This window comes from Pseudarthrobacter sp. MDT1-22, from assembly GCF_054511035.1.
The window spans coordinates 133,506-158,335 of the sequence record NZ_JBTNDK010000003.1; the positions used below are offsets into that span (position 1 = coordinate 133,506).

The 24,830-nt window shown below is 66.3% G+C and carries 24 protein-coding genes; 6 read left to right on the forward strand and 18 right to left on the reverse strand.

Going from position 1 to position 24,830, the window contains the following annotated elements; all coding sequences use genetic code 11:
* Positions 1–54 precede the first annotated feature (54 nt).
* Entirely contained in the window at positions 55–831 is a 777-nt protein-coding gene (locus tag ACX80M_RS03980; protein WP_252600144.1) for a DedA family protein, read from the forward strand.
* Between the two features lie 117 nt (positions 832–948).
* Here ACX80M_RS03980 and rdgB read toward each other — a convergent pair whose 3' ends face one another.
* The 6 genes from rdgB to clpS all read right to left on the reverse strand — a co-directional run bounded on the left by rdgB (position 949) and on the right by clpS (position 5,351).
* Complete coding sequence (gene rdgB, locus ACX80M_RS03985) at positions 949–1,626, reverse strand: RdgB/HAM1 family non-canonical purine NTP pyrophosphatase (protein ID WP_252600066.1); 678 nt, start codon at positions 1,624–1,626, stop codon at positions 949–951.
* Complete coding sequence (rph, locus tag ACX80M_RS03990) at positions 1,623–2,381, reverse strand: ribonuclease PH (RefSeq protein ID WP_058932038.1); 759 nt, start codon at positions 2,379–2,381, stop codon at positions 1,623–1,625. Before rph ends, rdgB begins: the two co-directional genes overlap by 4 nt.
* An 87-nt stretch (positions 2,382–2,468) precedes the next feature.
* The gene (locus ACX80M_RS03995; protein ID WP_252609863.1) at positions 2,469–3,266 is read right to left on the reverse strand and encodes an MBL fold metallo-hydrolase; all 798 of its coding nucleotides are present in this window, start codon (positions 3,264–3,266) and stop codon (positions 2,469–2,471) included.
* Positions 3,263–4,330, reverse strand: a complete 1,068-nt coding sequence (gene murI, locus ACX80M_RS04000) for a glutamate racemase (protein WP_252609862.1) — start codon at positions 4,328–4,330, stop codon at positions 3,263–3,265. Before murI ends, ACX80M_RS03995 begins: the two co-directional genes overlap by 4 nt.
* 69 nt (positions 4,331–4,399) lie before the next feature.
* Positions 4,400–4,966, reverse strand: coding sequence for a DUF2017 domain-containing protein (locus ACX80M_RS04005; protein ID WP_141140950.1), 567 nt, complete (start codon positions 4,964–4,966; stop codon positions 4,400–4,402).
* On the reverse strand, positions 4,959–5,351 hold the full coding sequence (clpS, locus tag ACX80M_RS04010; protein WP_252600070.1) for an ATP-dependent Clp protease adapter ClpS: 393 nt from the start codon (positions 5,349–5,351) through the stop codon (positions 4,959–4,961). Before clpS ends, ACX80M_RS04005 begins: the two co-directional genes overlap by 8 nt.
* Before the next feature lie 38 nt (positions 5,352–5,389).
* On the opposite strand from clpS, the gene ACX80M_RS04015 reads away from it, so the two are divergent.
* Both ACX80M_RS04015 and ACX80M_RS04020 read left to right on the forward strand, forming a co-directional pair.
* A complete protein-coding gene (locus tag ACX80M_RS04015; RefSeq protein WP_252600071.1) occupies positions 5,390–6,718 on the forward strand; it encodes a nicotinate phosphoribosyltransferase in 1,329 nt (442 codons plus the stop codon).
* Positions 6,718–7,350 (forward strand): isochorismatase family protein, encoded by a 633-nt coding sequence (locus tag ACX80M_RS04020; protein WP_248760022.1) that lies wholly within the window; start codon positions 6,718–6,720, stop codon positions 7,348–7,350. The genes ACX80M_RS04015 and ACX80M_RS04020 overlap by 1 nt, the downstream gene beginning before the upstream one ends.
* Before the next feature lie 3 nt (positions 7,351–7,353).
* On the opposite strand, the gene ACX80M_RS04025 is transcribed toward ACX80M_RS04020, so the two are convergent.
* The 8 genes from ACX80M_RS04025 to ACX80M_RS04060 all read right to left on the reverse strand — a co-directional run bounded on the left by ACX80M_RS04025 (position 7,354) and on the right by ACX80M_RS04060 (position 16,710).
* Positions 7,354–9,138 carry a DEAD/DEAH box helicase gene (locus tag ACX80M_RS04025; protein ID WP_252600072.1) on the reverse strand — a complete coding sequence of 595 codons (1,785 nt, stop codon included), beginning with the start codon at positions 9,136–9,138 and terminating at the stop codon, positions 7,354–7,356.
* Entirely contained in the window at positions 9,138–9,479 is a 342-nt protein-coding gene (locus tag ACX80M_RS04030) for a DUF3039 domain-containing protein (RefSeq protein WP_056349372.1), read from the reverse strand. Before ACX80M_RS04030 ends, ACX80M_RS04025 begins: the two co-directional genes overlap by 1 nt.
* A 122-nt stretch (positions 9,480–9,601) precedes the next feature.
* Positions 9,602–10,384 carry a glucosamine-6-phosphate deaminase gene (gene nagB / locus ACX80M_RS04035; protein WP_252600073.1) on the reverse strand — a complete coding sequence of 261 codons (783 nt, stop codon included), beginning with the start codon at positions 10,382–10,384 and terminating at the stop codon, positions 9,602–9,604.
* Positions 10,385–10,414: 30 nt separating this feature from the next.
* A complete protein-coding gene (locus ACX80M_RS04040; protein ID WP_459308950.1) occupies positions 10,415–11,986 on the reverse strand; it encodes a transporter in 1,572 nt (523 codons plus the stop codon).
* Entirely contained in the window at positions 11,968–12,774 is an 807-nt protein-coding gene (locus ACX80M_RS04045; RefSeq protein ID WP_252600075.1) for an ABC transporter ATP-binding protein, read from the reverse strand. The genes ACX80M_RS04040 and ACX80M_RS04045 overlap by 19 nt, the downstream gene beginning before the upstream one ends.
* Before the next feature lie 71 nt (positions 12,775–12,845).
* Positions 12,846–13,943 (reverse strand): NADH:flavin oxidoreductase/NADH oxidase, encoded by a 1,098-nt coding sequence (locus ACX80M_RS04050; RefSeq protein WP_252600076.1) that lies wholly within the window; start codon positions 13,941–13,943, stop codon positions 12,846–12,848.
* Complete coding sequence (locus ACX80M_RS04055; RefSeq protein WP_459308953.1) at positions 13,943–14,950, reverse strand: tetratricopeptide repeat protein; 1,008 nt, start codon at positions 14,948–14,950, stop codon at positions 13,943–13,945. The genes ACX80M_RS04050 and ACX80M_RS04055 overlap by 1 nt, the downstream gene beginning before the upstream one ends.
* A 65-nt stretch (positions 14,951–15,015) precedes the next feature.
* The gene (locus ACX80M_RS04060; RefSeq protein WP_252613444.1) at positions 15,016–16,710 is read right to left on the reverse strand and encodes a hypothetical protein; all 1,695 of its coding nucleotides are present in this window, start codon (positions 16,708–16,710) and stop codon (positions 15,016–15,018) included.
* A 216-nt stretch (positions 16,711–16,926) separates the two neighbouring features.
* Here ACX80M_RS04060 and ACX80M_RS04065 point away from each other — a divergent pair, with 216 nt between their 5' ends.
* The gene (locus tag ACX80M_RS04065) at positions 16,927–18,246 is read left to right on the forward strand and encodes an AI-2E family transporter (protein WP_252613442.1); all 1,320 of its coding nucleotides are present in this window, start codon (positions 16,927–16,929) and stop codon (positions 18,244–18,246) included.
* A 54-nt stretch (positions 18,247–18,300) separates the two neighbouring features.
* Here the strand turns inward: ACX80M_RS04065 and ACX80M_RS04070 are convergent, their stop codons facing one another.
* Entirely contained in the window at positions 18,301–19,101 is an 801-nt protein-coding gene (locus tag ACX80M_RS04070) for an alpha/beta hydrolase (protein ID WP_459308955.1), read from the reverse strand.
* A gap of 98 nt (positions 19,102–19,199) precedes the next feature.
* Positions 19,200–19,556: an ATP/GTP-binding protein gene (locus ACX80M_RS04075; RefSeq protein WP_252600081.1), complete on the reverse strand. Its 357-nt coding sequence runs from the start codon at positions 19,554–19,556 to the stop codon at positions 19,200–19,202.
* Positions 19,557–19,593: 37 nt separating this feature from the next.
* On the opposite strand from ACX80M_RS04075, the gene nucS reads away from it, so the two are divergent.
* Entirely contained in the window at positions 19,594–20,289 is a 696-nt protein-coding gene (gene nucS / locus ACX80M_RS04080; protein ID WP_104061289.1) for an endonuclease NucS, read from the forward strand.
* A gap of 338 nt (positions 20,290–20,627) precedes the next feature.
* Positions 20,628–20,831, forward strand: coding sequence for a cold-shock protein (locus ACX80M_RS04085; protein ID WP_011692441.1), 204 nt, complete (start codon positions 20,628–20,630; stop codon positions 20,829–20,831).
* Between the two features lie 142 nt (positions 20,832–20,973).
* Here ACX80M_RS04085 and ACX80M_RS04090 read toward each other — a convergent pair whose 3' ends face one another.
* On the reverse strand, positions 20,974–23,523 hold the full coding sequence (locus tag ACX80M_RS04090; RefSeq protein WP_459308959.1) for a bifunctional lysylphosphatidylglycerol flippase/synthetase MprF: 2,550 nt from the start codon (positions 23,521–23,523) through the stop codon (positions 20,974–20,976).
* Positions 23,520–24,827, reverse strand: coding sequence for an alpha/beta hydrolase (locus tag ACX80M_RS04095; protein ID WP_459308961.1), 1,308 nt, complete (start codon positions 24,825–24,827; stop codon positions 23,520–23,522). The genes ACX80M_RS04090 and ACX80M_RS04095 overlap by 4 nt, the downstream gene beginning before the upstream one ends.
* Positions 24,828–24,830 lie beyond the last annotated feature (3 nt).

Below are 24,830 nucleotides of genomic sequence, written 5' to 3' on the forward strand. Positions count from 1 at the left end.
GACGCCGGGTAGCGAGGGTGCGTCAAGTACCCTGAGTAGGTGAACTTTCTTGCGATCAGCGACCTTGCCGTGCCCATGCTGGGTGGTGCAGGACCGGTCCAGCCGCAGCTGGCATCGTTCCTGCCCGACTGGCTGAACCCCCAGATTTTCTTGGCCGATCCAGCACTTGCGCCCTGGGTGGTGCTGCTGGTCTGCGGAATTGTCTTCGCCGAAACGGGCCTGCTGGTGGGATTCTTCCTTCCCGGCGATTCGATGCTGTTCACGGCGGGGCTGCTGGTGGCAACGGACACCATCCAGTTCAATGTCTGGCTCCTGGCGCTCCTGATCACCATTTCCGCCATCATCGGCAACCAGACCGGCTACCTGATCGGTTCCAAGGCCGGCCCCGCTATCTTCAATAAGCCGAACTCCCGCCTCTTCAAGCGCGAAAACGTGGAGAACGCCCATGCTTTCTTCGAAAAGCACGGCGGCAAGGCACTGATCCTCGCCCGCTTCGTGCCGATCATCCGGACCTTCGTGCCCGTGATCGTTGGCGTGGCCCAGATGAACAAAAAGAAGTTCTTCCTGTTCAACGTGATCGGCGCGGTCCTGTGGGGCAGCGGCGTCACGCTGTTGGGCTACCTGCTCGGTGACAGGGTCCCGTGGGTCCGGGAGAACCTGGACATCATCTTCATCGTCATCGTGCTGGTCTCCGTGATTCCCATCGGCATCGAAGTACTCCGCGGAATTTCCGCCAAGCGCCAGGCTGCCAAGTTCGGCACGGACGCCGTCGAGGAATTCATTGAGGAACACGAACCCGAGGCCGAGCGGAAGACCCACCGGGACCACTGAGCCCCCACCACGCAGCCTGTCACTACTCCCCGGCCACTCCGCCCGGAGTCACCGTCCAGATATCGGCATTTCTAACGGCTTTTGGGCGCGATATCTGGACGGTGAACTCCCGTTAGGTCACTGGCGGGCGAGCGCGCCGACGATGGCCGGCAGGAGGGCCCGGAAGGCCTTCCCGCGGTGGCTGATCGCGTTCTTTTCTTCCGGTGACAATTCAGCGCAGCTGCGGTCCTCGCCGGCCGGCCGCAGCACGGGGTCGTAGCCGAAGCCACCGTCACCGCGGGGTTCGCGCAGAAGGGACCCCTCAAGCTGGCCGTATTCCACCACTTCACGGCTCGCGGCACCCGGCCCGGGGACCGCCAGTGCCGCAGCGCAGACAAATGCCGCTCCCCGGTGCCCGTCCGGGACATCGGCAAGCTGGTCCAGTAAAAGCCTCAGGTTGGCGGCGTCGTCACCGTGCCGGCCAGACCAGCGCGCGGAAAAAATTCCGGGCGCCCCGCCCAGCACGTCGACGGCCAGCCCCGAATCGTCGGCGATGGCCACCAGCCCAGTGGCCTCCGCAACGGCCCGCGCCTTCAACAGCGAGTTTTCGGCGAACGTCACGCCGGTTTCGACGACGTCTGGCGCACCCACCGCCGCGGCGTCCACCACCTGCGTGTCGACGTCGAGCCCGGGGACCTGTCCGCGCAGCAGCTCCCGGAGCTCCCTGAGCTTGCCCTTGTTGTGCGTGGCCAGGACGAGGCGCGGTACGGGCGCGCCGTCAGGTTCAGCGTTCGGGTTCACAGTGTCCTGGTTCACAGTGCGTCGGCGAGGGTTTCGCGCTGGATCGCCGCCAGTGCGGTGGTGCCCAGGAGGGCCAGGTCCAGCAGCTGGTTCAGCTCGTCCCGGTCGAAGGGAGCACCCTCTGCGGTGCCCTGGACTTCCACGAACTTCCCGGATCCGGTGACCACCACGTTCATGTCGGTTTCGGCGCGGACGTCCTCAACGTAGGGCAGGTCCAGCATGGGCACGCCGTCGATGATGCCCACCGAAACCGCTGCGATCGTGTCGATCAGGGGCTGGGCGTTCTTGGCGATCAGCTTGTTGTCGCGGGCGAAGCGGATGGCGTCCGCCAGTGCCACGTAGGCGCCGGTGATGGCCGCGGTGCGCGTTCCGCCGTCGGCCTGGAGGACGTCGCAGTCCAGGACGATCGTGTTTTCGCCCAATGCCTTGGTGTCAATGATGGAACGCAGCGAGCGTCCGATCAGCCGGGAAATCTCGTGGGTCCGCCCGCCGATTTTCCCCTTGACAGATTCGCGGTCAGAACGGGTGTTGGTGGCCCGGGGAAGCATGGCGTACTCCGCCGTGACCCAGCCGCGGCCTTCGCCCTTGAGCCAGCGCGGCACGCCCGCCGTCAGGGACGCCGTGCACAGGACCCTGGTGTTGCCGAACTCGATGAGGGCCGATCCCTCGGCCTGCTTGGACCATCCGCGGGTGATGCTGATGGGGCGGAGCTGGTCGGGGGCGCGGCCATCGGCGCGCACTACGGGCACTGCGGTTGCTTCAGAAGTCATGCCTTTAGCTTATCGACTCACGACGAGCCGTCCCGCCGCAGAGCGTGCAGCGGGCCAGCCATTGCACTGGACCAGAGGGGCAGCGGGTCAGACGGTGTAGTGCACACCGGCCACGGCAACGGCCACGTCGCCGCCGAACACGGGGCGCGCTTCGGCCATAACAGTGGTGGGCGATGTCCAGACGGGGATGTGCGTGAGCAACAGCCGGCGTGCGCCCGCGCTCTCCGCGGCCTCGCCGGCACGCTTTCCGGTCAGGTGGACATCCTTGATGTCGTCGTCGCGGCCTTCCTCAAAGGCGGCCTCGCACAGGAACAGGTCAGCGTCCTTTGCCGCTTCCTCCAGTCCTGCGCAGGAATCGGTGTCCCCGGAATACGTCAGGATCCGGCTGACAGTGTTGCCTTGCTTGTCCGGTTCGGTCACTTCCACCCGCAGGGCGTAGGCCTCCTCCACGGGGTGGTTCACCGCGAACGGCGTCACCGTGAACGGCCCCACCGTGACGGATTCCCGTTCGGTCCAGTTCGTGAAGTCGAATTCCTCGTGCATCCCCGGATCGAGTTCCAGGCCGTAGGCGGTGGCCATCCGGTCCGCCGTCGCGGCGGGGCCCCACACCGGAATCCTGCCTCGTCCCCAGCCGCCGGGCTTCCAGCGGACGGCCACGTGCAGGCCGCACAAGTCCATGCAGTGGTCGGGGTGCAGGTGGGTGAGGAAGATCGCGTCGATGTCCTCAAGGTCCGTGTATCGCTGGATGGCGCCAAGGGCTCCGCTGCCAAGGTCCATCACGATCTTCCACGTCCGCTCGCCGTCGTTGGCGGTCAGGAGGTAGCAGGACGCCGGCGAGCTCGGGCCGGGAAACGAGCCGGTGCAGCCGACGATGGTGAGCTTCACAGGGCAGGTCCTCCGGCCCGATGGGCGCCCACAAAGTTCGAAATCCGAGGTCCCGACGACGACTGCCGGGCGCTGGCGGTCTGCGCGGCCGCGATCATCTCGGGGGTGATCCGTGCCAGGCTGCCGGTGGGGTATTGGGCCGCCACATGGTCCACGTGCCGGACGGACAGGACCTCCGGCCCCAGGAAACGGCGGGCCAGCGTTTCGAACTGGCCGGCGTCACCGGTGGCGATGAAGTGGTGTTCCGGCGGTGCTACAGCAGTGCGCTGAAGGTCGTGAGTGGCGAGGGCCCGGTACACGTCCTTCGCCGTTTCCTCCGCGCTGGACACGAGCGTCACGGCGTCACCCATCACGAAGGAAATGACGCCGGTCAGCAGCGGATAGTGCGTGCACCCCAGCACCACGGTGTCCACGCCTGCCGCCTTCAGCGGCGCCAGGTACTCTTCGGCAATAGCCAGCAAGGCGGGTCCGGTGGTGATCCCGGCCTCCACGTAGCTCACGAACTCGGGGCAGGCCACGGACGTGATGGCCAGGTCCGGCGCGGCGGCAAACGTGTCTTCGTAAGCCCGTGAACCAACGGTGGCGGAGGTTCCGATGACGCCGATACGCCCGCTGCGGGTGGCAGCGACAGCCCGCCGGACGGCCGGCTGGATCACCTCGATGACGGGGATGCCGTATTTCGCCGTGTACCGCTCGCGGGCGTCCCTCAGGACAGCGGCCGACGCCGAGTTGCAGGCAATGGTCAGCAGCTTGACGCCGGAGTCCACCAGTTCGTCCATCACGCCCAGGGCGTTGGCGCGCACTTCGGCAATGGGCAAGGGCCCGTAGGGCCCGTTGGCGGTATCCCCCACATAGAGGATGGACTCGTTGGGGAGCTGGTCGATGATGGACCGCGCCACGGTCAGTCCGCCGACACCGGAATCAAAGATGCCGATGGGGCGGGACCCCACCTGGGCGGTGGTGCTGCTGGCTGCGGAGTCCGATGCGGCTGCGCCTGACGGATCCATGCTCGAGGCTGTAGTCATGATTATTCGAGGATAGGTCTTCCCCGGGGCCGCAGCCATCACATTGTGGCGCCCGACTCATGTCAATTTTGTCACAGTGGCGGTCGAATCCCGGACCAGGACAGCAGTTCAGGCCCGTGAGTCCAGGGACTGGAGCATCGCCTGGACCAGTGATTCCTGCAGCCACGTGGTGAAGTTGTACACCAGGGCGAGGTAACTTTCCACGTCCTCGGCCTGGGACCAGTCCTGCATCAGGTGCACGTGTTCGGCGTCCTCTTCATCCCGGATATCCAGGCGTTCCGCCAGCACCAGGCGCACATCGTTCAGGGCCATGGACCAGAACCTTGCCCCTTCGGCGGTGAGGACCACTTCGTCCCTGTCCAGGTCCAGCGCGGCAGCGCGCAGCGCGCCGATCTTGGTTTCCCGCAGCGAGCGCTCGGTGAGCTGGCGGAACTCCAGGGACGCGCCGTCGTCGTTCTTCATCACGTTGGGCAGTAACCGCTTAACGGCACGGTCCGTCGGTTCCTGGACGTCCATATCCAGTCCGATCAGGGCGGCCAGCGGATCCTGGCTGGTGTGTTCGGCCGGCTGGAGCATGGAGATGACGTCATCGATCAGGCTGCGGAGCAGTTCCCGTTCGGCGGGTTCCAGGAACCCGGTGATGCCCTTGAGCCCGTATTTGAATGCCTTAGCCACGTTTCCCCTTGCCCTGCCCGGACCCGCCGGATTTTCCTGCGTTTTTGGAGTTTCCACCATTCCCGCCGGTGGCCTTCTCCACGGTGGCCCAGAGGCCGAAGCCGTGCATGGCCACGGCATGCCGCTCAACCTGTTCCTTGCTGCCGTGGGCAACAATGGACCGGCCCTTTTTGTGGACTTCCATCATCAGCTTGTTGGCTTTGGACTCGGAGTAGCCGAAGTAGCTTTGGAAGACATAGCTGACGTAACTCATCAGGTTGACGGGATCGTTCCAGATCACCAGGTTCCAAGGGATGTCCGGGGCGGTCAGGGAGTCCGTGGACGCCTCTGTCCCGGTCCGGGTGCCCTCCTGTGTATCAGGGCCGAGCGCAACGCTTAAGGTCATCTGTCCATTCTATGGGGATGCACACTAGAGTGAATTTTGTGAGTACCTCCGCCAGCTGGGACCATCCCCGCACGTCCTTTTATACAGACCACTACGAGCTGACCATGCTGCAGGCGTCCCTGCACTCGGGCGCCGCACACCGCAGGTCGGTCTTCGAGGCTTTTGCCCGGCGCCTGCCGGACGGCCGGCGGTACGGGATTGTGGCGGGAACGGGCCGCCTGCTGGAAGGCATCGCCGACTTCCGGTTCGGCGAAGCCGAGCTGGACTTCCTGGGGCGGACCGGCGTGGTCAACCAGGACACCCTGGACTACCTGGCGAACTACCGCTTTTCCGGTGACATCTGGGGCTACCCGGAAGGCGAGGCGTACTTCCCCAACTCCCCCATCCTGATTGTCGAATCAACGTTTGCCGAAGCCTGCATGCTGGAAACCTACCTGCTCTCGGTCCTGAACCATGACAGTGCCATCGCCTCCGCCGCCTCCCGCATGATCACCGCGGCCGGCAACCGGCCCTGCATTGAAATGGGATCCCGGCGGACCCACGAGGAATCGGCAGTCGCGGCAGCCCGCGCCGCCGTCATTGCCGGGTTCGACAGCACCTCCAATCTCGAGGCCGGCTTCCGGTACGGCATCAAAACGGTAGGGACCGCCGCGCACTCCTTCACGCTCCTCCACGACACCGAGCGGGAAGCGTTTGAGGCGCAGATCGCCTCCCTCGGACCCGGCACCTCGCTGCTGGTGGACACGTACGACGTCGAGGCAGCCGTGCGTGCCGCCGTCGAGTTGGCAGGGCCCAAGCTGGGAGGCGTCCGGCTGGACTCCGGCGACCTCGTGGCCCAGGCCCAATGGGTCCGGCGCCTCCTGGACGAGCTCGGCAACGTGAACACCAAGATCGTGGTCACCTCGGACCTGGACGAGTTCGCCATCGCCGCGCTGCAGTCCGCCCCGGTGGATTCCTACGGTGTGGGCACCTCGCTGGTCACCGGTTCCGGTGCACCCACAGCGAGCATGGTCTACAAGCTCGTCAGCCGCACCGACGACGCCGGCAATTTCGTCTCCGTGGCGAAAACCGCCAAGAACAAAACCAGCATGGGCGGCCGGAAGTACGCGCTGCGCAAGCTCAACGAGCGGGGGGTGGCTACCCAGGAAATTGTGGGCATCGGCCACCGCCCCGAAGACGACGGCAACGACCGGCCGCTGCTTCAGCAGTTTATGAAGAACGGCGAGCTGCTGCCGGGCTGGACCGGACACGAGGGTGTGGTCCGCGCCCGCCAACGGCACGCGGACACCATGGCCGAACTGCCCGGTGTCGTCAACCGCCTGCAGCGCGGCGAGCCTGCCATCCCCACTATCTACGAGGAGAACTGATGTCCCGCGCCCTGATCATCGTTGACGTCCAGAACGACTTCTGCGAGGGCGGCTCCCTGGCCGTGGCCGGCGGTGCCGGTGTTGCCGGAGCCATCAGCGAGTACGTGGACGCCCATCACAATGAGTTCGACCACATAGTTGCCACCCAGGACTGGCACATCGATCCCGGCGCGCATTTTTCCGACACGCCCGATCACAAGGACAGCTGGCCGCGGCACTGCGTGGCCGGCACTCGCGGCGCAGAACTCCATCCGGACCTGGACAGCGAATACATCCAGGCCTACTTCCAGAAGGGCCAGTTCGCCGCGGCGTACTCCGGCTTTGAGGGCCTGCTGGCACCTGAGGATGCCGTCCCCACAGGGGAACGGCAGCCGGGCGCCATGCCCGCTGACGCAGATGCCTACGCACCGGCGGACAACGCCATCGGACTGGACGACTGGCTGCAAAGCCACGATGTGGAGGACGTTGTAGTGGTGGGGATCGCCACCGACTTCTGCGTGATGGCCACCTCGCTGGACGCGGTCCAGGCCGGCTACTCCGTCACGGTCATCCGCTCACTCACCGCCGGCATTGCCGAGGACCTGGAGGATGCCGTCGCCGAAATGGAGCTGGGCGGCGTCGAAGTCGCGTAAGTACTACTTCCGGCCGATGAACCAGTCCTGGAGCTTCCGCAGCCTGGACTGAAGCTGTTCCTCGTTCGCCTGGGCCACTGGAGGGCCGCCGCAGACGGTCCGCAGCTTCGTGTGCACCACACCGTGCGGGGTCCCGGTCCGCGCCGACCAGGCCGCCACGTTCTTGGCCAGTTCGTTGCGCAGGTCCATCAGCATCCGGTGGTCCGGTATGGCCGGCGCCGCGGTGGCCGGCTCGGCTGCCGGTGTGCGCCGGTTCTTGCGGTTGAGCTGTTCGTGCTGGCGCTGCCGCAGCAGCGTCCCCACCTGCTCGGCATCCAGCAGTCCGGGGATGCCCAGGAAGTCCAGTTCGTCCTCCGAGCCCACTTCTCCCCCGGTGCCGAACTCGCCGCCGTCGAACAATACGCGGTCGAAGGACGCCTGTGAGTCGAGGGCCTCGAACTTGCCCTTGGTGAGGCTGTCGGACGCCTTGTCCTCCCGGTTGGCCTCTTCCATCAGCGAGTCCTCGGGATTGAACAGGCCGTCGCTGTCTTCTTTCTCAGGGCGGTCCAGCGCGTGGTCGCGTTCGGCCTCCATCGAGTTGGCCAGGGCCATCAGCGTCGGCACGGACGGCAGGAAGACCGAGGCCGTTTCGCCGCGTTTCCGGGCGCGCACAAAGCGGCCCACTGCCTGGGCGAAGAACAGCGGCGTCGAGGTGGACGTCGCATAGACGCCGACGGAGAGCCGGGGCACGTCCACGCCTTCTGACACCATGCGGACGGCCACCATCCACCGTTTCTCGCTCGCGGTGAATTCCTCGATCTTGCTGGAGGCCTTGGCGTCGTCGGAAAGGATCACGGTGGGCGATTCGCCGGTGATCCTTTTCAGCTGCCCGGCATAGGCCCTGGCATCCTCGTGGTCCGTGGCGATGACCAGCCCGCCGGCGTCCGGAACCGTGCGGCGCACTTCGCTGAGGCGTTTGTCCGCCCCCGCCAGGACAGCGGGAATCCATTCCCCGGCCGGGTTCAGCGCCGTCCGCCACGCCTGCGACGTGATGTCCTTGGTGACCGCGGACTCGCCCAGTGAGGCCGCCATTTCCTCGCCGGCACTGGTGCGCCACCGCATCTGGCCCGAGTAGGCCATGAACATGACCGGGCGCACCACATGGTCACGCAGGGCGTTGCCGTAGCCGTAGGTGTAGTCCGCTTTCGAGCGCCGGATGCCGTCCTTGTCCTGCGCGTATTCAACAAAAGGGATGGGCGAGGTGTCGGAGCGGAACGGCGTACCGGTCAGGGAGAGGCGCCGTGCCGCAGGGTCAAACGCTTCGCGGAGGCCGTCGCCCCAGGACAGGGCTTCGCCACCGTGGTGGATCTCGTCAAGGATCACCAGCGTGCGGGCGGCCTCGGTCTTGGCGCGGTGCAGCATGGGTTTGCTGGCCACCTGCGCGTATGTGACAGCGACGCCAACGAAACCGCGGCCGTGCTGGCCATCGGAGTTCTTGAAGTTGGGGTCGATGGCGATGCCCACCTTGGCAGCGGCGTCGGCCCACTGCCGTTTCAGGTGGTCCGTGGGCGCCACGATGGTGACGCGGTTGACCGCCCCTGATTCGATGAGCATGGAGGCCACTCGCAGCGCGAAGGTGGTCTTGCCGGCGCCGGGAGTTGCTACGGCCAGGAAGTCGCGGGGATCGGTCCTGAAGTAGAGGTCAAGGGCTTGCTGCTGCCAGGCACGGAGTTTTTGGGCGGTTCCCCAGGCTGCGCGTTCCGGATAGGCCGGTGGCAGGGTGGGGCCGCCAAAGAGCGTCTCCGTCACTACTTGTTGTTGCCCGAGTCCCCTCCGGGACCCTTGCCGCCGTCGTTCCCCGGACGGAGGCCGTCATAAACCTCTTTGCACATGGGGCACACCGGGAACTTCTGCGGATCCCGGCCCGGCGTCCACACTTTGCCGCAGAGGGCAATGACAGGATCACCCGTCAGCGCGGATTCCATGATTTTTTCCTTGCGCACGTAGTGCGAGAAGCGTTCCCGGTCACCGGGCTCCACTTCCTGGCGCAGCTCTTCGCGCTCGATGGTTGCCGTGGACGTTCCAGCCCCGGAAAGCTCGCGCATCGGGTCGTTTTCGAGAGGGTCCGTCATGCTAGTCATGGCATCCATCTTAGCGTCCCGGGACGGAGGACGTTCGACGGCGGGAGGACCGTTTTGCACTCACTGCACCCGCCGCCGTCGGCTGTTCCGCGCAACGCCGCTAGGCACCCGCCCGTGGTGTGTGGCCGGAATTACAGCTCCTGCCAGTCAGGTTTGTGATCGTACGTGTGCCGGTAGAAGTCGGCGAGCTTCAGCGACGATGCCGCGGCCTGATCCACCAGGATGGTGGCGTGCGGGTGGAACTGGAGGACCGAGGCCGGGCAGATGGCGGCGACGGGTCCTTCCACGAAGTCGCGGACGGACGGTGCCTTCTGTGCCCCGGTAGCGATGAGGACAACGTGCCGGGCCTCGAGAATGGTGCCCAGCCCCTGGGTCACCACATGGTGCGGCACCTCTGCCAGGCTGCCAAAGAACCTGGCGTTGTCCCGGCGGGTCTGCTCGATCAGCGTTTTGATGCGGGTCCGGGATGCGAGCGAGGAACCGGGCTCGTTGAAGCCGATGTGGCCATCCGTACCCACGCCCAGGAGCTGCAGGTCCACTCCGCCCGCTGCCCGCATGGCCTCCTCGTAGGCGGAACAGGCCGCGGGCAGGTCCGCGGCCGCCCCGTCAGGCGTATGGACGTTGCCTTCGGCGATGTTGACCCGGCTGGTGAATTCCCGCCGGATGACTTGCCTGTAGGACTCCGGATGCCCGTGGTCCAGCCCCACGTATTCGTCCAGGGCAAAGGCATGGGCATTGCTGAAGTCCAGCCCGTCACGCTGGTGCCGCGCCGCCAGCTCGTCGTACACCGGCAGCGGCGATGACCCGGTGGCGAGGCCCAGTACGGCGGCGGGCTTGCGCCGGAGCAGGGCCTCGATGGCATCGGCGACGAGCTGTCCGATCTGCTTGCTGCCCTGGAGGATGACAACTTCCATGTCCGGCCGCCCTTCTGGTCTTTTACGGAATCAACGGTTGACGGTCAGTTGGGCCAGCAGTTCGGGTCCGCGGGCATCAAGCCACTTTCCACCCAGCCGAATGCCCGCCCCAAACAGCGCCAGTCCCAGCATCAGGCCGACGGCCAGGTTGGCCCACCCGAACATGGCATTCCCCGTGACCAGCTGCGCGATGAGCAGGCCCACCTCAGGCAGGACCAGCAGGCTCAGGACGCCCATGCCGGCAAACTGCACCACCAGGGTCTGCCCTACATTGCCCGGGGGCTTCTTGAACGGGCTGTCCCCGGGCAACGGGACGGCCACCGTGTAGCGTGCCGACACCACGGACGACAAGCCAAGCCCGGTGAACAGGATGCCCAGGCTCAAGCCCAACTGGCCGGGCAGTTCCGACCAGCTGCCGGTAAAGAAGTACTGGCCCACTGCAAAGATCAGCACCACGGGCAGGGCAAAAGCCAGGCAGGCCAACGCCCTGCCCAGCCGGTCGTCCACACCGCGGACGCCCGTGGCCACATGCAGCGCGAATGCCGTGTTGTCATAGGAGACGTCCGCTGAGATGGACCAGGCCAGCAGGAAGGCAGCCAGCGGTGCAGCCACCGCCAGTACTCCGTAGTCACCGGACTGGCTGCCCTGGAACACCAGCAGGATGGGGAGCAGCGGGACCACCACCAGGGAACCGGAATAGCGGGGATCGCGCAGCCAGTACGTCAGCGCGCGCGCTGTTATTGCACCGGCCGGTGTGGCCGGCAGCAGGTCGAACAGCCCCAGTTTGCCACCCTTGCGGCTCCCGCTGCCGGCGTAGGGCGGGTTGACCAGGGCCCGTTCAAGGAGCAGTTTCCAGCACCAGGACAGGACTGCGAGGGTTGCAGCGGCGATCACGAGTTTCAGTGCGGCCGCTCCCGGGCGGCCAACCGCAACATCACCACCGAGGGACCACGCGGCACCAAGTGGCGTCCAGGACAAGGTGGCAGCCAGCTCCGGCAGGAAACCCGTCGAGGCGGTGATGCCCCTGCCCACGCCAGCGACGATCGGGCCCATCAGGACCAGCGGGACCATAAATGCGATGGCGCTGACATCCTTGAACCGGCGCGACGACGCCAGGCTGGCGGTGGCGGTGGTGACCACTTTGGACAGGACAATACATGTCAGAACGCCGACGGCGGCGCCCACCAGTGCGGCAACCGCGGGAAGGGGGCCACGGGCCCAGGTCCACACGGTGGCGAGCGCTGCGAGCGCCGTGGCCAGGCCGGGGATGCCGATCAGCCCACCGAGGGCCAGCCCCGTGAGCAGTTGGCGCATGGGGATGGCGGAGGTGGTGAAGCGGGCAGGGTCCAGGGTCAGGTCCGCGGCGGACGCGACCACCGGAATGAGGCCCCAGCCCAGGAGGGCCGCTGAACCACCAAGCACCACAACCGTCCGGGCCAGTTCGGGGTCTACAGTGCGCAGCAGGACCAGTGCCACGACCACTAGTCCCACCAGCCCCAAGGCATAGAGACCGCCGAACGCCAGGCCGACGAGCTGCCAAGGGCTGCGGCGAAGGCCGTTCCGCAGCAGGGTCAGTTTGAGCCTTAGGAGGTGCGCAACCATTCCAGGCCTTCCGTGTGGTTGCGTCCGCCGACCAGCTGGACAAACCTTTCTTCCAGCGTTGCCCCGGCGCGGACTTCGTCCACGGTCCCGGTGGCGAGGAGCCTTCCGGCCGCCACCACGGCGACGTGGTCGCACATGCGCTGGACCAGGTCCATAACGTGGCTCGAGACGATCACCGTCCCGCCGGCGGCTACATAACTGTCCAGGATGGACCGGATGTTGGCCGCCGAGACGGGATCCACGGACTCGAAGGGTTCATCGAGCACCAGCAGCCGCGGGGCGTGGATCAGGGCCGAGGCGAGGGCGATCTTTTTTGTCATGCCGGCCGAATAGTCCACCACGAGCGTCCCGGCGTCCTCGTAGAGGTCCAGGGCGGACAACAGCTCCCCCACACGGGAGGCCACCACGTCTTTGTCCATGCCACGCAGCAGCCCCGCGTACGTGACCAGCTGTTCGCCGGTGAGCCGGTCAAAGAGGCGGACACCGTCAGGGAGGATGCCCATCAGCTTCTTGGCCTCCAGCGGCCGGGCCCAGACGTCCACCCCATGGACAACGGCTGTCCCGAAGTCGGGCCGCAGCAGGCCGGTGGCCATGGACAGCGTGGTGGTCTTGCCGGCGCCGTTGGGCCCCACGATGCCAAAGAATGAGCCTGCCGGGACGTCGAGGCTGATGCCGTCCACGGCGATTTTTCCGCCGAAACGCTTGGCGAGGCCGCGGATGGACAAGGCCGGAACGGGCCCCGCGTGCACCACCGGATCAGAGTGGGGATCAGGATGCGCAGCAGTCATGATGCCAGCCTAGACCCAGGGCCCTGCCGAAGGGGTCCTCCCGCGGGAGTAGTGCAAAGGCGTAGGGAACCCTAGAACGAATGCCGCGGCATGGCCCGTTCGTACTGCGGTGCCCAGGGGAGGTCGTGCCCCAGTTCAAACGCCGCACGGAGCCACCAGTGCGGATCCCGGAGCGCGGCCCGGGCAATAAGCACGCCGTCGGCCTGCCCGGTGGCCACGGCATGCTCGGCCTGGCCTGCGGAAGTCAGCAGGCCCACGGTGCCTGTGGGGACCCCCGCTTCGCGGCGGATGCGTGCGGAGAACTCCGTCTGGTAGCCCGGACCCGGACTGATGTCCTGGTGGGCCACGGCCCCGCCGCTGGAGACGTCGATGAGGTCCACTCCGTGCTCCGCCGCCTGGGCGGCCAGCCGGACCGAAGCCTGGACATCGACGCCGCCCGGCGCCCAGTCGGTGGCTGAAATCCGCAGCAGCAGGGGCATGGATTCGGGGATGACGTTGCGGACGGCATCAACGACGGCGAGCATCAGCCGGTTCCGTCCGGCCTCGTCCCCGCCCCAGGAATCGGTCCGCGTATTGATCAGCGGGCTTTGGAACTGGTGCAGGAGGTAGCCGTGCGCGCCATGGATCTCCACGGTGTCGAAGCCGGCGTCCACGGCACGCACGGCGCCGGCCGCGAAGTCGGAAATGATGTCCTGGATCTGCGCCTCGGTCATCGCGGCGGGTTCGGCAAAGCCGTCGAAGGCAAGCCGTGACGGCCCCACCGTGGGCCAGCCGCCGTCGGACTCCGGGACGCTCCCCCGCTGCCCGGCGAACGGCCAGTAGGCGGACGCTTTCCGGCCGGCGTGGGCAAGCTGGGCGCCGATCTTCGCTTCCGCGGCACCGTGCCGGTGCACAAAGGACGTGATCCGCTGCCAGGCCTCGGCCTGTTCGTCGTTGTACAGCCCGGTGTCGCGGGGGCTGATCCTGCCGGCCGCGTTCACAGCGGCCGCCTCGGTGAGGATCAACGCCGCGCCGCCCGCGGCAAAGGAGCCCAGATGCATCAGGTGCCAGTCGTTCGGAACCCCCGGGGCGCCGTCGGGACCGCAGCTGTACTGGCACATGGGTGATACCCAGCCGCGGTGCGTGAGCTCCAGGGAGCGGAGCTTGAGCGGCTGGAACAGGGCCGGCACTAGAACAGGACCCTGGCGAGTCCTTGGCGTGCCTTGGCAACACGGGGGTCGGACGTGCCCACCACGTCGAAGAGTTCCAGGAGGCGTACGCGGGCTGTCTCCCGTTCCGGGCCGAAGTTCCGGCCGATGAAGCTGACCACGCGGTTCAGCGCGTCCTCCACGTGACCGCCGGACACGTCCAGGTCCGCCACGCCCAGCTGGGCGGCCAGATTGTCAGGTTCGTTGGCGGCGAGGGTACGCAAGGCTTCCGAGTCCTCGGCGGAGAGCGGCTGGAGCCGGGCCATCAGCTCCACCTGGGCCAGGCCGGCCTTGGCCTCGGCGTCGGCGGGCATTTCCAGCAGGGCCTGCCGGTAGGCCACGGCGGCGGCCTCATAGTCGCCCGCCTCAATGGCGTCGAACGCGGCCTGGTGCAGCGGCGGAAGAGGTGCTGGTTCAGTCTCCATGGGCGCACTGCCCCCGCCGAGGCTGCCCGTAACCCCATTGGCCGCCGCGACATTCAGCAGTTCATCCAGGAGGGGGCGGATCTGGGATTCCTCGGCACCGCCTTGGAAGAGCGGTACGGGCTGGCCCTTGAGGACGGCGACGGCCGTGGGGACGGCCTGGACCTGGAAGGCCTGTGCCAGCTGCGGGAAGGCTTCGATGTCCGCCGCCCCCAAGACCAGGCGGCCGCCGTAGCTGTTGATGACCCGCTCCAGCGAGTCGAGCATCGCGGCGGATTCCGGCGAGTACGCGGCCCATAGCGCGAAGACCACCGGAACCTGGGCGGAAAGCTCCACGAGTTCCTGGAAATTGCCTTCGGTGACAGTGACCCGCAGCGGTGCCGCGCCGTCGTCGGGCGTTACCGCACCCGCTTCTGCGCTGGCACCCGAATCCCCGGAAACAGGCGGATTGCCGGGAGCCGCAGGAGGCGCCTGGCCCTGTTTCAGGGATGAAAGGTCGACGGCGCCACGCAGGTTAAGCAGGCTGGCAGCGGCTGGAGGGACTGGGCGGGAAGCTGGCGAACTCATGCTTTCCACTCTAGCCACTCCGGCCGCTGCCGGGGGTACTGCATCAGGGACTGGACCCTGCGGGCCTATTTGAAGCTTGCGCCTACCAGCCCGCGCGTTGCGGCCACCAGCTTGATGGGATCCGTAGAACCTGCCGGCGGAACGTAGACCGCCATTGATTCAGCAAAGTTCAGGACCATGCCGGTGGTGGTTTCCTTGCCGCCGGCGAGGGCCGCGGCGTCGTCGCCGATGGTGAGCTTGTCACCGGAGGCTTTGGGCGTGCCTTCAAAGCCGAAGTTGATCCGGCCCAGCACCAGCGCCCCGCCGTCGGCCGTCCGGAACACCACAGTGCTTTCCGGTACTACCTTGTGGGTGAAGGAGAAGTTGCCGTTTTCGCCGGACTTGACTACCTCGGCCTGGTAGGAGAGCGTGTCGGCGATGTACGGCGAGGATGCGCCCTCCACCAGCTTGTCCTTGAAGCTCGACTCTGAATTCGTCAGGCGGTCGGCCAGCCCGGCCAGGGCTTCTTCGCCGCTGTACAGCAGGCCGGATTTGTCGTTGGCGGCCAGCGTGTCGGTGCCGTTCCGGCCGATGGCGGGGAACGTAGTTCCCGGCTGCAGCGGGGTGGTCTCGGTCAGCTTGTAGTTCTCCCGCGGGGAGGGCTGGACCAGGGTGAGCAGCTGCGGGACGACGTTGCCGTCACCCTGCGTAACGGCGAGGACTGAACGCGGCCAGCTGCGGTCGCTGGTGACCACCGTGGTGAGGAGCTTGGTGGAACGGACGGGCATCCGGGCTTCATAAGTGCCCACCTGGGAACGGATCTTGTAGTTCTGCGTACGGACCTCAAGCTCCGTCCCGGCTACGCGCTCTGCGAGCTTGGCTGCGTCCTTTGCGGCGTCACCGGCGTCGGCGGTGCTGGAGACCTGCTCCAGGATCCTGCGGAACTGGGCGTCCAGGAGGACCGGCGCGGCCGCCTGGGCGGCCTCCGGCGATGCTGATTCGGGAGCCGGCGCGGGCGTGGTGGCAGCGTTCGCAGCAACACCCGTTCCGGCCACAACGAGGGCGGTCACTGCGGCGGTGACCATGCCGCCGGACACCATGCCGAGCCGTGAGGCGGACCTTGCCTCGGCCTTGGCCCGGGCGCGCCGGGCGAACAGGCTTCCCGTGCCGCTGCCTTCGCCGTCCCGCTTGCGTGCGAACAGGACCAGCAGGGCAATGCCGGCGAGGATCAGCAGGCCGCCAATCACCATAAGCGGGATGGCCCACGGGGTGGAGGTGTCATTCGGGAACGTCATGGAGATCGACGATGGGGCGGGCTTGGTGCCATCGGACGCCAGCAGCAGTGACCATTCGCCGTCAGCGGGCGGTGTCCACGAGTACTCCAGCTCACCGCTCGCGTTCTCAGTGGAAACCCAGAGGTCGGATCCGGACGGATTCGGCGCCGTGGCGTCGCCGTCGGCGTGCTCAACCTGCAGGGATTTGTTGTCCTCGGAAACCCCGGTGATGGTGTTGTGGGCCGTCGGGCCCACCCAGGCCTCCACGTCGTCAGGCCGGCCGGCCGCCAGCATAAAGTTGCCGTCGCCTTCGATCTTGATCTTCACCGTTCCGCCCTGCGCAGTGCGCAGGTTCTGGTCGATGACGGTCAGTGGCGCCTCGGCGGCATCTGCCGGGGCGGAAGCCGTAAAGGTCTCGGAGGGAGCCCAGATTGTCTTCTGGCCAATACCGGCCAGAAGTGTCAGGAGGCCGAGCAGCACGAGTGCAACTGCAGTCTTGAAGCGCAAAGGAAACACCTATCATTCGCGGGGGTTTACCTTCAATAGTAACCGTTTTGTTACCAGAACCCCCGTTTGGGCGCCAGCGGGGTCCGGAATCGGCGGCGCCCGGACGGCCCGGCGGGCGCCCTCGCTCCTGTTGGCAAGGCTGCTGATAGTGTTTGCGATGATCATCACACCGGCCCGCAAATGCGGCGCCACGCACGGAACAGGCCCCAGAATCCAGTGACTGACAAGACGGAAGAGTCCTCCACGGGACACGAAAATCAACCGGCCGCTGGCGCTTTGGAATCCTCGCCGGACACGCCTGCGACGGCGAAGCGACGGGGCTCCGCAGCTGCGGCCCTTGGCCAGCTTGTGCGGCGCCTGCGCCAGCCGCTGCCGGGCGCCCAGCCCAGGCTCCGGTTTGAGATCCCGCCGGAATACAACCACACGGAAGAACCTGCCGCCACCGAAGACGGCGAGACTGGCGGGAGAGCCGCGCAGTTTGGCCGCCCGGGTCCCCGGATGTCGATGCAACATCCCCTCTATATGGGCTTCATGGGCACTGTAGGGGTGGGCCTTGCCCTGCTGGTCTACTGGATCGGCTCCAACACCACGCAGCTGCTGCTGTGGATTGTGGCTGCCCTGTTCATTGCACTAGGCCTGGAACCCGTGGTCGGCTGGCTGGAGAACCGCCGGATTCCCCGCCCGGTCGGCATTCTCCTGGCCGTCCTGGTCCTGGTGGTGGCCGTGGGAGGTTTCTTCGCTACCCTCATCCCCACCATCGTGGAACAGGTCACCCAAATTGTGGTGCAGGCACCCACCTGGGTACGGGACTTCATCGATTCTGAGTTCTTCCGCAACGTGGATGACCAGTTTGGTGTGCGCGACCGCATCAACGAGGAACTCGACAAGTTCGTCAACAACCCCGAGGCGATGGGCGGGATCTTCGGTGGAGTGGTTGGCTTCGGCTCCACCCTGGCCAACGGTCTCTTCGGCACATTGATCGTCCTGGTCCTGAGCCTCTACTTCCTGGCAGCCCTCCCGGCCATGAAGAAGTGGGGCTACCGGCTGGCGCCGCGGTCCCGCCGGGCCCGGGTTGAAGCCCTCTCCGAGGAGATCACCCGGTCCGTCGGCAACTACGTGATCGGGCAGGCCTGCGTGGCATTGCTCAATGCCACGTTCGCGTTCATCGTGATGTCCATTGTGGGTGTCCCGTTCGCCCTCTTGCTGGCCTTCGTGGTGGCACTGCTGGCATTCATCCCCCTGGTGGGCGGCATGATCGCCGGCATCGTGGTCCTGCTGATCGCCTTGACGGTCGGGTGGCAGACTGCCGCCGTCTACGGCATCTGCTACTTCGCCTACCTCCAGTTCGAGGCCTACTTCATCTCGCCGCGCATCATGCAGAAAGCCGTGGCCGTGCCGGGCGCCGTCGCCGTGATCTCCGTGATTGCCGGCGGCAGCCTGCTGGGAGTCCTGGGGGCGCTGATCGCCATCCCGACGGCGGCGGCCATCCTGCTGCTGGTCAAGGAGATCTACATCGTCCGCCAGGACAAGCACTAGCGGACAGGCGCCAGCGGACAGCCACCAGCGGACAGGCACTAGTAGCGGCAGCCGCTAGGCAGCCGCAGTGGCCACCGGGCCGTTCCACACCTGCGGCAGGCCTTCGGGACCGGAGCCTGCCTCCGTCACCTCATCGACGATTTCGTTGAGCACGCGGGAAGCGTATTTCTCCCCCACCCAAAGGTGCTTGGCGCCGTCGACACCCACCACCCGGGCCTGCGGCACCAGGCTGAAACGTTCAGCGGCGGCGGCGGGCTGGAGGTAGTCGTCATGCTCCGGCACGAGGACGGTGAGCGGCTTGGCGGAGTCCGCCCAGAGACGCAGGTGGGCGTCGGTGGCGCGGTGCAGCGGAGGCGACAGCAGGACGGCACCTTCAATCTGGCTCGCCACCGGCTCAACGGCACCGTACATCAGCGCCAGTTCGGTGCCGAAGGACCAGCCCACCAGCCAGCGGTTGGGCAGTTGGCGTTCGACGGCGAAACGTACCGCCGCCTCAACGTCCTGCCGCTCGCCGATCCCCTCTTCGAAGGAACCTGCGCTGGTTCCCCTCGGCGACTCCGTCCCGCGCGTGTTGAAACGAAGCACAGCCACGCCGGCCAGGGCCGGAAGCCGGTAGGACGCCTTGCGGTACACGTGCGAGTCCATAAAACCGCCGTGCGTCGGAAGCGGATGCAGGGTGATCAGCGTCGCGGTGATCTGGCCGAACTCGGGCAGCGCCAATTCCCCCACCAGGGTGTGGCCATCCTCCGTGCGGAGCTCGATGTTCTCGCGTCGGGCCGGCAGCACCGTTGACGCGCGGATGGGTGCGGGCCCTGTTGGCTGGCTGAATTCGTACGACGCCGGATCAAAAGTCATGCCTGCCAGCTTAGCGACTCCCGGCGTCCGCAGGCGCAGTGCGCTGGCTCTTAACGCGGCTTCTGCGGGGCGGAGCCGTTCGCCCGGGCTATTCCGAGTCAGCGGTATCGGTACGTCCGGGACAGCCAGCAGTTGGTGTGCCAGTGGCGGCGCTCAGCCAGGCCTGCGGCCGCACCGAATATGTGATCGTCCTTCCAGACCACCAGGTGGGCGATGCCGGGGACCACAGCGGTGGAACAGCCGGGGCAAATGTAGGTCTTTTCCGCGTTCCTGGCGGTCATGGTCCTGACCGTCCACTCGCCGTCGGGCGCGCTTTCCCGGCGGGCGATTCCAGCCCGCGCCCGCTCCAAATCCAACTCCGGAACGTCGCCGTTGCCCTTCTTGCCGGCAGGCTTTCCGCCAGCTACGCCCGGCTTTCCGGAGGCAGGGCGGCGGGGACGGTTGGAACGCGGCATGCCTCCATTCTCCCCCAGCCCCGGTAGTGTGTACGGCGTGCGACTTGTCATAGCCCGATGTTCAGTTGATTATGTTGGCCGGCTCAAAGCCCATCTCCCCCTTGCCACCAGGCTCCTGCTGGTCAAGGCCGACGGCTCGGTGCTGGTTCATTCCGACGGCGGCTCCTATAAGCCGCTGAACTGGATGAGCCCGCCCGCCACCCTGCGGGTGTCCTCGCCGGAGGACATTGACCTGGAGCTTGGCGTCACGGAACAGTGGACCGTCCAGTCCGCCAAGACCGATGACCGCCTGATCATCAACATCCACGAGCAGCTGCACGAGAGCGCCCACGACCTTGGGGTGGACCCCGGTCTCATCAAGGACGGCGTCGAAGCCGACCTCCAGCGCCTGCTTGCCGATCAGATCGAGACCCTGGGCTCAGGTTTTTCGCTCATTCGCCGCGAATACTTCACCGCCATCGGCCCGGTGGACATCCTGGCCCGCGACGCCAGCGGGGCCACGGTGGCCATCGAGCTGAAGCGGCGGGGCGACATTGACGGCGTGGAGCAGCTCACCCGCTACCTTGAACTCCTGAACCGCGATCCGCTGCTGGCCCCGGTCCGCGGCATCTTCGCTGCCCAGCAGATCAAGCCGCAGGCCAAGGTGCTGGCCAACGACCGCGGCATCGACTGCATCACGCTGGACTACGACGCCATGCGCGGTGTGGACGACAGTGACTCCCGGCTTTTCTGAGGGCCCGCAATCCGCTTTTCTGACGCCGAGTTCCGCTTTTCTGACGCCGGATATCCGCACCGATGACGCCTTCGACCCCCTGACAAGGGGATTCATCCGTTTTATACCGCAAAATTTGCCGTATTGGCCGTTAAGACCGTTGACCTGACGGAATCGGCGTGAAATTCTTAGACCAGTCTTTGTGTAGGTGTTTTTCATGCTCGCAAGACATGTTGCGAGCGCGAAGCTCCTGCAGCGCAGGTTCCCAGGAACGGCATTGAAGGATTCTTCTCGCGGAGTGACCGAGTCCGGCACGAGGTGTGCCGGACTTAGACAAGTTCCATAATGAGGAGAAATAAATGGCACAGGGAACCGTCAAGTGGTTCAACGCTGAAAAGGGCTTCGGCTTCATCACCCCGGATGACTCCGACGGCGATGTCTTCGTTCACTACTCGGAAATCCAGACCGGTGGCTTCAAGACCCTCGACGAGAACCAGCGCGTTCAGTTCGAAATCGGTCAGGGTGCCAAGGGCCCCCAGGCTACCGGCGTAACGCTGGTCTAGTCCCCCGCCCGGCGGCCGCCATCTGTGTGGCCTCCAGCGAAGAAAAGATCCCCGGCATCCGTGCCGGGGATCTTTTCTTTGTCCGCAATGTCTTTGTCCACCGTGACTTTCCAGTCGCAAATCGTTCGGGCCGCTGTGAGGATCAGCTTCCCTGGCCCACCAGGCCCCGGACCAGCCGTGCCCCCTGCCGCAGCGAAAGGCCGGGCAAATAGGCCCGGGTGAGCGCCCGTCCGATCGCCGGCAACTGCAGCGGATCCTGGTAGTACAGGTAAAGCGTCCGGTACTCGGGTTTGAAGCGTGATTTGAAAGCCGCCAGGGACCGGAATCCGTAGACCGGTTCGAGGGCGTGGCCCACCACATCGAGGATGCGGACGAGGTTCTCTGCCGGCACCGGCTCCCCCGGCGTTTCGTCGCCGGGCCGGCTGGCGAGCGGGGACCCGGAGAGCGAGATCACCTCCACGGATTCGCGCAACTCCAGGACCGCCGAAGCAATGAGGAACTCCATCACCCCGGGGAATCCGTCAGCGCCCCGGCGCATAACGTCCAGAGTGCGGCTGACCAGCGTCCCGCCGTCGTAAACGGGCAACCAGCTCGTGACCCCGTGCACGTGGCCGTCGCCGTCCACGGCCAGGCAGCAGAGCACTTCGTCGTCCATCAGCTCATCCATGCCGCCCAGCGTGAATCCCATTTCCGGAACTGATTTTCCTGCCGCCCATTCCTCCGACACTTCGCTGAGCCGGGCACGCAGGGCGGACGGAAGCCCGTGGTACGTGCCCCAGACGGCTTTGACGCCCATCTTGGCGGCGCGGTTGCGGGCAGTCCTGACGTTCTGCCATTCCTTGCCCGTGAATTCAAGTTGCCGGACGGACAGCCTGGTCTCCTGCGCTACCGACACGCGCTGGAAGCCCCGGTCCCGCAGCAGGGGCCACAGCGTGTCATCGCACGAGTAGAAGGCCGGGATGAGCGCGCGGTTGCCGCAGTAGGAAAGAAACCCTTCGGCAGTCCGCTGACGGGAGTCTGCCGCACCGAAGGGACCGGCCAGCGTCAGGGCAACACTGCCGTGCAGCTGGTAGGCGACGGCGCCGCGTGCATCCGGGCTGAACCAGTACCGGTTGGGCTCCCAGAGGGCCATCCACGACAGTGAATCGCCGCCCTCGTGCAACAGCTTCCGCGCGGCGGCCCTGTCGTCGTGGCCCGAATCGCTGCCATGATGCCGGCCCAGGAGCACGGACCAGACGCCGGCCAGGGCAACCAGCCAGAAGACCGGTCCGGAGTATCCAAAGATCAGGGACTCAAGGCCGTTCCGTTCAGCAAACACCCGGTGGTAGAGATTCGGCAGTGGGACCGGCAGATACTGCCTGGACAGTTCGGCCAGCAAGCCCAGCAGGCCGCCGTCGCGCGTCATTCCCCCAGCGGCAAACCAGGCCAGGGCGTAGCTCGCGGCCAGGAGGAGCCAGACGCCACCGACCACCGCCAGGAGCCGACGGCGGGCGGCAGGGATCGTCTCGACGCGGAACTGGCGGCGGTTAGCCCAGAGCAGGACCGCCAGCAGCAGTGGGACGATCACCAAAGGCAGGATGTGGGCAAAACCTGAACCCATGGCGGCTGTGTGCGGCCGCGCGGGATAGTGCGGGATCAGCGCGAACAGGGCCAGGTAGACGGCGGCCATCGCCGTGACGGCCAGCTGAAGGGCCAATGTGATGCGCAGTGCCATGCGGCGGCCGCGGCGCATTCCGTCAGCACAGATGAGGAGCAGAACCACCGGCACTACTGCCAGGGCGAGGCCAAAGGGTCCGGCGAAGCCCGTCCGCCCCACCTCCAGGCAGGATGCCACCACTGTTGCTCCACAGTTTGCTTCGAGCTGGCCCAGTGTCGGAATGGGGTTCAGCACAACATCCCGCAGCAGCGCCAGCGGGCCGGTGGGCGTCCGGGCAACGGCGGTAAGAATAGGGCCCACGGCGAACACGGCCACCGTCAGGGCCAGCAGGTTCCTGGTTTCCCTCCCGCTCGAGCGGGGCGGATGAAGCTGGCCGTGGTCGCTCTGGTTCCACCAGCTGGCTGCGAGACCCACCGCTGCACCAACCAGGCCGATGACGGTCTCGGCATGCCCCACGTACAGAACCAGCAGGAGTGACACCGAGAGCAGCGCCGTCCGCAACCGCCGCCGCCACAGAACAGGAATCCTGCCGCTCGCGGCGAGCGAAGACGCCAGGACAGCGGCGTAGGGCCCGATCAGGCTGCTGTCCGCCATCAGCCCCAGCCAGCCGTCTCCCGCGTACCTCGCCAACTGGGTCAGGAGCAGGAAGACTGTGACAGCAGCAAACTGGCCACCGAGGAAAAACGCTACCGTCTGAAGGGACCCGAGGTTCTTCTCGGCCAGGCCCAGCAGCAGCAGGATCATCAGGGACGCCACCAGATAGGCCAGGGGGTTGGTGGCAAAGAACAGCGACGTCACCAGGGACCACCAGTTGCCGGCCTTCAGACCCGGGGCGCTGACGCCTGCGAGGGATAGAAGCTCCTCCGGCGGCCCGCTGAGGAAGCTGCCGGTTGCCGCCCCGACCAACAGGAAAATCCCGAGGATACTGAGGGTCAGTGGCACCGACCGCAGGTAGCCCCACATTCTTCGGACAGCCGGAAGCACGACTGTTGACCAGAGCAGGGCCGGCGCACGGATTTCGCCAGCTTCCCTCATTTGGTCCACCCCCAGTGTGCGGCCAGCAGCTCAAGCCCGTTGTCCATGCCGGGAGTCAGCACGTCCCACGAATGGCCGGTGTGAGCCACCACGTCCGAGCCCACGGTGAAACCTGCCCCTCGGGCCTCCGCCTCAAGGGTCCGCAGATTTGCCACGAACTCCGGATCGGTGGCCCCGGCCGCGAAATACGCCACGCTGCCAGGATATTTGCGCTCCTTCAACAGCGTCAGCGGTACCTGGGCATCAAAGGCAGCGGTGTCGCCGTGAAAGGCCGCATCAACCGTTTTCTGGCGTTCCTTGGCCAGCGCAGGCTCGCTCTCGCTGGAAAAGGCGAGAACACCCGCGTACAGCTCCGGGTGGCGGGTGGCCATCTGAACTGCGCAGGTGGCACCAAAACTGAAACCGCCGATGGCCCATCGCCGGTGGTCGGAGTCCACGTCCAACGTTCCCGAGATCCATGCCGGCACATCGACAGAGAGGTAAGTGTCTGCCTTGGCGATGGCGCTGTCCATGCAGAGATTGTTCGCTGACTGGTTGCCGTTGGGATCAACCACCACAACAACAGGCGCCGCTCCCCCATGCCGGGCGGCGAAAGTGTCCATGCGTGCCGGGAGCGACCCGCCGGTCAACCAGTCGGCAGGGCCGCCGGGCTGGCCGGGGACCAGAACCAGGACCGGAAGGCTGGGACGATTCGAAGCAAAGTAGGCCGGTGGCAGGTAGATGTACGAGTCGCGTGCCTGGAGACCCGAGGACGTTCCTGGAATGGATGCGGTGCGAACAACGCCGTCGGCAGGGATCTCATTGGAGGGTTTCCATCCGTCCAGGGGCGTGGCAGGGCTGTCCGGCTGGCGCATCAGCTCCTGTTCCAGGGCCGGGATGCGGCTCAGCGCCGTTCCTGTCAGGTCCGCAACTGTCCGGTTGAGGCCGAAATACGCGTTGATCTGAACCGCAGCCAGCAACACTACGGCCAGGAGGGCGAGCACATCGAGCGCACGGCGGCGCCACGACGCCGTGGGGAGCCGGAGCAACACCAGCAGGAGGGCGGCCACGGCCGGGAACACCCAGGCCAAGACGTCGAACGGCAGTTCTTCGGGGAAGGCAGAGGCCCAATAGATAAGGATCCAATGGACCAGGAGCACCACGGCGGCGGCGGCGGCAACAGTGGCGGCAACACTGAGGAACCAGCGGCGGCGGCCAAGGGCGCGCGGAGGCCAGATCAGGGACAGAGCCGCGGCGGCACCAAGGACCCAGGCGGCCCAGTACACCGGTCCGTCGGTCAACCGGATATCAGCAATCCAGTCCACGTG